This window comes from uncultured Phycicoccus sp. (assembly GCF_947495705.1).
Classification (GTDB): domain Bacteria; phylum Actinomycetota; class Actinomycetes; order Actinomycetales; family Dermatophilaceae; genus Phycicoccus.
On sequence record NZ_CANLZR010000006.1, the window covers coordinates 204,822 to 211,653 of the forward strand.

The window sequence follows — 6,832 nt, forward strand, 5'->3', positions numbered from 1 at the left end:
CCATCGTGCCACGTTCGGGTCAGTGGCCGGCACGCGCCAGCAGGTCGCGCGCGTGGTCGAGGGCGGCTGTGGTGCCGGAGCCGCCGAGCATCCGGGCGAGCTCGGCCACCCGGTGTTCTCCGTCGACCTCGTGGACCATGCTGCGGGTCACGTGCCCGTCGTCGGACTTCTCGACGACGAGATGCCGGTCGGCGTGGGCGGCCACCTGGGCCAGGTGGGTGACGACGACGACCTGGGCGTGCCGGGCCAGCGCGGCGAGCCGCGCCCCGACGTCGAGCGCCGCGCGGCCACCGACCCCCGCGTCGACCTCGTCGAAGACGAACGTCGGCACCGAGGCCGACTCCTGCGCGGTGGCGACCTCGATGGCGAGCATGACGCGCGAGAGCTCGCCCCCGGAGGCGGCCTTGGTGACCGACCGCGGGGCCGCCCCCGGGCCCGCGGCGAGCCGGATCTCGACGGTGTCCCGCCCGTCGGCACCGAACCGCCCGGCATCCTCGACGGCGACGGTGACGGTGGCGGACCCCATCGCGAGGTGGCCGAGCTCGTCGGTGATCCGGGCCCCGAGAGCATCGGCGGCGGCGCACCGGGCAGCTGTGAGCCGGGTGGCGGCGGCCTCACGGTCGGCGACGAGCGCGTCCAGGCGCGTGGCCAGCTCCTCGATCCGGTCCCCCGTGCCGTCGAGCGCGGCCACCCGGACGGCGGCGTCCGCACCCCAGGCGAGGACGTCGTCCACGGTCGGCCCGTAGAGCCGGGTGAGCTCGGTGAGGGCGGCGCGGCGCTGCTCGACCTGGTCGAGGCGCGCGGGGTCGACCTCGGCGCCGGCGAGGTAGGACCCGAGGTCGGCGGCGACGTCGGCGGCCAGGTAGCGCAGCTCGTCGACGCGGGTCCCGAGGGCGGCCAGGGCCGGGTCGCTGTGCGAGGCGAGGTCGATCCGGGAGGCCGCCGTGGCGAGGGCGTCGACGATCCCCTGCCCCGCCGCGGCGTCGTCGTCGGCGCCGCTGAGGATGTCGTGGGCCGCACCGGCCGCGGTGCGCAGCTCCTCGGCGTGGCCGAGTCGCTCGGACTCGGCCCGCAGCACGTCGTCCTCCCCCGGCTGCGGGTCGAGCGCCTCGATCCGCTCGAGGCCGACGCGCAGGGTCTCGGCCTCGCGGGCCCGCTCGGCCGCCGCCGCGCGCAGGGTCTCGAGCTCGGTCTCGGCCGCGCTCAGCTCGTCGTGGACCGCCCGGTACGCGGCGAGCGCGCCGGCGACGTCCGCCCCGGCGTAGGCGTCGAGCACCTCCCGGTGCTCGTCGGCCCGGCGGAGCCGCCACTGGTCGGCCTGCCCGTGGACGGCCACGAGATGCTCGGCCAGGTCGGCGAGCACCCCGACGGGGGCCGCGCGACCGCCGACGTGGGCCCGGGACCGGCCGTCGGCCTGAACGGTCCGCACGAGGACGAGCCCGTCCGACACGTCGGCCCCGGCCTCCTCGGCCCGCTGGAGGGCGGGGTGCCCGGCTGGCAGGTCGATGACACCCTCGACGACGGTGCGGCCGGTCCCGGCCCGGACGAGCCCGGAGTCGCCACGCCCCCCGAGGAGCAGTCCGAGGCCCGTCACGACCATCGTCTTGCCCGCGCCGGTCTCGCCGGAGAGCACGGTGAGGCCGGGGTGCAGCGGCAGGACCGCCTCGTCGATCACCCCCAGGTCCCTGATGCGGATCTCGTCGATCACCGCGCCGGGCCCTCCCCGCGGGCCGTGACCTGCTCGGCGGCGCGCTGGCGGCGGGCCGCACCACGCCACCCGTACACGGGCAGGTCGAACTTCTCGACGAGCCGGTCGGTGAAGACCGCGTGTGAGAGCCGGGCGAGCCGGACCGGCAGGTCCGAGCGCTCGACCTCGACCTGGGCTCCGGGCGGCAGCGACACGGCACGGCGGCCGTCGCACCACAGGACCGCGCCGGCGTCGGCGTCGGGGAGCAGCTGGACCGCGAGGTGCGAACGGGGCCCGACGACCACGGGCCGGGCGAACAGGGCGTGGGCGCTGATCGGGACGAGCAGCACCGCCTCGACGTCGGGCCACACGATCGGGCCGCCCGCGGAGAACGCGTAGGCGGTGGACCCGGTGGGGGTCGCCATGACGATGCCGTCGCACCCCCAGGTGGACAGCGGCCGCCCGTCGATCTCGACGGTGAGCTCGAGCATCCGCTCGCGCGAGGCCTTCTCGACGGTCACCTCGTTCAGGGCCCACGACGCGAACGGCTCGGACCCGTTGACCCGGGCGCGCACCTCGAGGGTCATCCGCTCCTCGACGGTGTAGTCGCGGGCGCAGATGCGTTCGACGGTGGCGTCCAGGGCCTCGCGCTCGGCCTCCGCGAGGAAGCCGACGTGGCCGAGGTTGACGCCCAACAGGGGCGCCCCGGAGCCCCGCGAGATCTCGGCCCCGCGCAGGATCGTGCCGTCGCCGCCGAGGACGCAGACGAGCTCGACGTCGAGGTCGTGGCGGGTCTCGTCGACGGCCTCGACCCCCTCGACGGCGGCGAGCGGTGTGCCCTCGAGGTCGGCCGCGGGCGCGGACACCCCGATGCTGGACGCGAGGAGCCTCGTGGCGACGGCCGCCGCGAGCTCCTGGGCCTCGACGCGCGACGCGTGGGTCACGAGGAGGATCCGGCGCTCTGGCGTGGTCATCGTCCTCCTCCGGTGCTGTCGTGGCTGACCGCTCGCACCGCGGCCCGGACCTCGTCCTCGGTCATTGTGTCGGACACCTCCGACCGGGCCCACAGGAGGTACTCGACGTTCCCCGTCGAGCCCGTCACGGGGCTCACCGCCAGCCCCCGCACATGGAGCCCCTCGGCCCGGAAGGCGGCGACCACCCGGGTGAGCGCGTCGGCGCGCGCACGCTGGTCGGTGACGAGCCCGCCCCGGCCGAGCCGCTCGCGGCCGACCTCGAACTGGGGCTTGACGAGGGCGACGAGGTCGCCGTCGGGCCCGAGGAGGCCGGCGAGCTCACCGGCGACGAGCGTCAGGGAGATGAACGACAGGTCGGTGACGAGCAGGTCGAACGGCCCGCCGACGTCCTGCGGGGTGAGCCCCCGGACCGTGGTCCCCGGCAGGTCGAGCACCCGCGGGTCGGCGACGAGCTCGGCCGCCAGCTGGTCGCGTCCCACGTCGAGCGCGACGACGTGGCGGGCACCGGACTCCAGCAGGACCTGGGTGAAGCCGCCCGTGGACGCCCCGACGTCGATGCACCGCCGGCCGCGCGCCGACAGCCCGTCCGGGCCCCACGTGTCGAGCGCGGCCAGGAGCTTGACGGCCCCACGACCCACCCAGCGCGGGCCGGCGGCGGCGACGGTGAGCGGCGTCGCGTCGTCGACGGGCTGGGAGGGCTTGCGCGCCGCCACCTCCCCGATGCGGACGACCCCGTCGAGCACCAGGTCACGCGCCTCGCCCCGCGAGCGGGCGAGACCGCGCCGCACGAGCTCGGCGTCGAGACGGGCGATGTCAGCCGCCGAGGTCGCCGAGCCGCGAGCGCAAGGTGCGCTGGACGTGCTCGCCCGCCTCGAGCTGCTGGTCCAGGTCGTCGTCCGGCACCGCGGCGAGGTCGCGGAGGGCGGCGTCGACGACGAGGTCGCCGGTCTCGGGCGGGGGCCCGCCGTCCGGGACGTCGTCGTCGTGGGGGGTCGCACTCACGTGCCGGACCCCCCGGTGGCCGACGTCGAGGACTGCGCCGACGCGGACTGGGCCGGCGGAGCCGACGGTGCCGCGGACGTCGGAGCCGACGTCGTGGCGGGCGCCGACGTCTTCGCGGCCGCCTTCTTGGCGCTGGACTTCGTGGCGGTCTTCTTCGCGGGCGTCGAGGTCTTCGCCGCGGACGTCTTCGCCGGCGACGCCTTCGCGGGCGCCGATGTCTTCGCGGCCGCCTTCTTGGCGCTGGACGTCGTGGCGGTCTTCTTCGCGGGCGTCGACGTCTTCGCCGTGGACTTCTTCGCCGTGGACTTCTTCGCCGTGGACTTCTTCGCGGGCGCCGACTTCTTCGCCGTGGACTTCTTCGCGGGCGCCGACGACTTCGCCGTCGACTTCTTCGCCGTGGACTTATTCGCGGGCGCCGACTTCTTCGCCGTCGACTTCTTCGCGGGCGCCGACTTCTTCGCCGTCGACGTCTTGGCGGCCGACGTCTTCGCCGTCTTCTTCGCCGTCTTCTTCGCTGTCTTCTTCGCCGTCTTCTTCGCGGGGGTGGACGCAGCTGTCGCCGTCGTCGCGGGGGCCGCGGTCGTCGCCGGCGCCGTGGTGGCTGCCCTCTTCGCCGGAACCGTGGCCAGGCCGGCCCGCGCGCCCACGGCTCGGGCGAGGTCGTCGACCTGCGCGGCCAGGGCGGCCACGGTGGCGCCGAGCGCCTGCACGTCGGTGACCATCCGTGCGGTGTCCATCCGGCCCACCGCGGTGTCGACCTCCTTCTGGACGAGGGAGACCAGCTGGTCGCGGTTGTGCTCGGCCGCCTTCAGGAGGTCGTCGGCGAGGCGGGCGGCCTGCCGGGCCATCTTCTTCGGTGACGCGTCGCTGCCGGCGATGGCGACGATCTCCTGAGCCGCCTCGACAGCGCGGGCACGGGTGACCTCCCCGAGCCCAACAGCGAGCTCGGCATAGGCGCGGATGGTGCGCTTGACCATGCGGTCCTCCTCGGAAGGGCGGCTGGTGCCGCGGGGCGACCCAGGCTACTCGCCGGACAACCCCGAGAGCAGGCTGTACGCCTCGACGAGCCGCGAGTCCTCGTCGGGAGGTGCGTCCCGGGCCCGTTCGACGGCCGTGCCGAGGGCCGTGAGCGAGGGCTCCCCGGCGTCCGGGTCGCGATGGAGCCAGCGCAGGTCGGGCGCGATGAAGGTGGGGCGCTGCTCGGTCGGCGCACCGACCGCTGCCTCGAGGTCGTCGACGCCGGTGAGGACGAGAAGGGAGTCCATTCCCGCCCGGCGGGCACCCTCGATGTCGGTGTCGAGACGGTCCCCCACCGCCAGGACCCGGCTCACGTCGAGGTCGAGACGAGCCGCGGCCAGCAGATACAGCGGCGGGTGCGGCTTCCCCGCGACGACGGCCGGGTCGTGCCCGACGGCCCGAGCCACGGCCGCGACGAGGGACCCGTTGCCGGGCGCCACACCCCGGTCCGTCGGCAGCGTGGCGTCGGTGTTCGTCGCGACCCACCGCGCGCCGGCCTCGACGGCGTAGGCGGCTTCCGCGAGGTCGGCCGCGGAGACGGCGGGGCCGTACCCCTGCACGACCGCGGCCGGCACTGCTCGCTCTGCCGCGCCGTCCGCCCGCACCGGGACGAACCCGGCGGCCTCCAGCGCCACCGCGACGCCGGCACCACCCACCGCGAGGACCTCCGCTCCGGGTGCCACCTCGTCGGTGAGGAGCCACGCCGCGGCGTCACTGCTCGTCACCACCTGCTCCGCCGTGCACGTCACGCCGAGGGCGCCGAGGTGCGCAGCCACCTCGGCCGGCGTGCGGGAGGCGTTGTTCGTCGCGTACACGACGGGGATCGAGAGCGCGTCGAGCGCCTCCACGGCGTGCCGCACCGCGCTGGGACCGCGGTAGACGACCCCGTCGAGGTCGCAGACGACGGCCTCGTACCGCTCCGCCAGCGAGGTCACGCCGCCGGGCCGTCCCCGTCGGCGCTGCCGGAGCGCTCGGCGGCGGGCTCATCGCCCGTTCCCGCAGGGTCCTCGCCGTCCCCGAGGTCGGTGAGCTCGACGCCGTCGAGCTCGTCGAGCCGTTCCACCGCGTCCGTCTCGTACTCGAGGTCCCCCTCGACCGCACGCTGGAACCACTCGCGCGCCTCGCCGGGCCGCCCGAGCGCCATGAGCACGTCGGCGTAGGCGTACTGGAGCCGGTGGACCCCGGCCTTCGGACCGCGCTTGAGCGCCGGAAGCTGCAGCGCCAGGAGCGCGGCGTCGAGCTGGCCGAGGTCGCGGCGCACCCCCGACACGACGATGGCGAGCTCGATCCGCTCCGCCTCGGTCAGGTCGCGCGCCTCCGGGCTGGCCGCCAGCTCGAGGGCGCGGGTGTGCCGGCCCAGGCCTCGCTCGCAGTCGACCATGAGCGGCAGGAGGTGCGAGGAGCCGCTGAGCCGCCGCACCGTGCGGAACTCGGTGAGGGCGCGCGCGAAGTCACCGGTCCGGTAGGCCACCATGCCCAGCGCCTCGCGCGCGGCGGGCACGCGCCCCGCGCGCCGCACCGCGGTCTCGGCGTGGGCCAGCGCGGCGTCCACCTCGTCGGCCTCGAGGAAGACGGCCACCATGACGAGGTGCTTGGCCACCCCGTCGGCGTTCTCCTTCGACAGGGTCCTCAGCTGCTGGTGGACCGAGCGGTCGAGCTCCTTGCCGGTGACCTCGTCCGGGATGCGCGGCTCGGGCAGGCGAGGGCCACGCGGAGCGAGGCGGCTGCCGCCACGCTGACCGTCGTCACGTCCGTCGTCGGCCGCCGGCCGGGCGCCCCGGTCCGGCCCGCCGGAGCGGCTGCGGCCGTCACGGCCCGCCGGGCGGCCGCGACCACCAGCGTTGCCGGCCCGGCCCCCCGGGGGTCCGCCGCGTCGCGCACCGCCGCCGGCTCCGTCGGCCCCGCGGGGCCGGTTCTGGTGTTCGCTCACCGTGCGTCCTCTCGTTCTCGTCGCCGTCGGCGCCGGCCAAGTCTACGGACCGGGCCGAGCCGGCCCGCGAGGGTCGGCCGGGCAGCCCGGCCTTATGCGCCGTGGGGGTTCCCGGGCAGTATTGACGGGCGTTCATCGGCGAATACATGAGAAAGGGCCCGTCGCGAACGACGGGCCCTTTCTTGAAAGTATGTCCGGCTGCGTCCTACTCTCCCACACCGT

7 protein-coding genes are annotated in these 6,832 nt (G+C 75.7%); 1 reads left to right on the forward strand and 6 read right to left on the reverse strand.

Features of this window, described 5'->3' with window-relative positions; all coding sequences use genetic code 11:
* Nucleotides 1–19: 19 nt before the first annotated feature.
* From recN to Q0963_RS10885, 4 genes are read right to left on the reverse strand one after another with little or no spacing between them, the layout of a single operon-like run.
* Entirely contained in the window at nucleotides 20–1,708 is a 1,689-nt protein-coding gene (gene recN, locus Q0963_RS10870; protein ID WP_299445592.1) for a DNA repair protein RecN, read from the reverse strand.
* Complete coding sequence (locus Q0963_RS10875) at nucleotides 1,705–2,661, reverse strand: NAD kinase (protein WP_299445594.1); 957 nt, start codon at nucleotides 2,659–2,661, stop codon at nucleotides 1,705–1,707. The genes recN and Q0963_RS10875 overlap by 4 nt, the downstream gene beginning before the upstream one ends.
* Entirely contained in the window at nucleotides 2,658–3,473 is an 816-nt protein-coding gene (locus Q0963_RS10880; protein ID WP_299445611.1) for a TlyA family RNA methyltransferase, read from the reverse strand. The genes Q0963_RS10875 and Q0963_RS10880 overlap by 4 nt, the downstream gene beginning before the upstream one ends.
* Nucleotide 3,474: 1 nt before the next feature.
* Nucleotides 3,475–3,663 (reverse strand): hypothetical protein, encoded by a 189-nt coding sequence (locus tag Q0963_RS10885; RefSeq protein WP_299445613.1) that lies wholly within the window; start codon nucleotides 3,661–3,663, stop codon nucleotides 3,475–3,477.
* Here Q0963_RS10885 and Q0963_RS10890 point away from each other — a divergent pair, their 5' ends adjacent.
* Complete coding sequence (locus tag Q0963_RS10890; RefSeq protein WP_299445596.1) at nucleotides 3,664–4,557, forward strand: hypothetical protein; 894 nt, start codon at nucleotides 3,664–3,666, stop codon at nucleotides 4,555–4,557.
* Nucleotides 4,558–4,685: 128 nt separating this feature from the next.
* Here Q0963_RS10890 and Q0963_RS10895 read toward each other — a convergent pair whose 3' ends face one another.
* Both Q0963_RS10895 and Q0963_RS10900 read right to left on the reverse strand, forming a co-directional pair.
* Nucleotides 4,686–5,615, reverse strand: coding sequence for an HAD-IIA family hydrolase (locus Q0963_RS10895; protein WP_299445598.1), 930 nt, complete (start codon nucleotides 5,613–5,615; stop codon nucleotides 4,686–4,688).
* Nucleotides 5,612–6,610, reverse strand: coding sequence for a lipopolysaccharide assembly protein LapB (locus Q0963_RS10900; protein WP_299445599.1), 999 nt, complete (start codon nucleotides 6,608–6,610; stop codon nucleotides 5,612–5,614). Before Q0963_RS10900 ends, Q0963_RS10895 begins: the two co-directional genes overlap by 4 nt.
* Nucleotides 6,611–6,832: the final 222 nt, after the last annotated feature.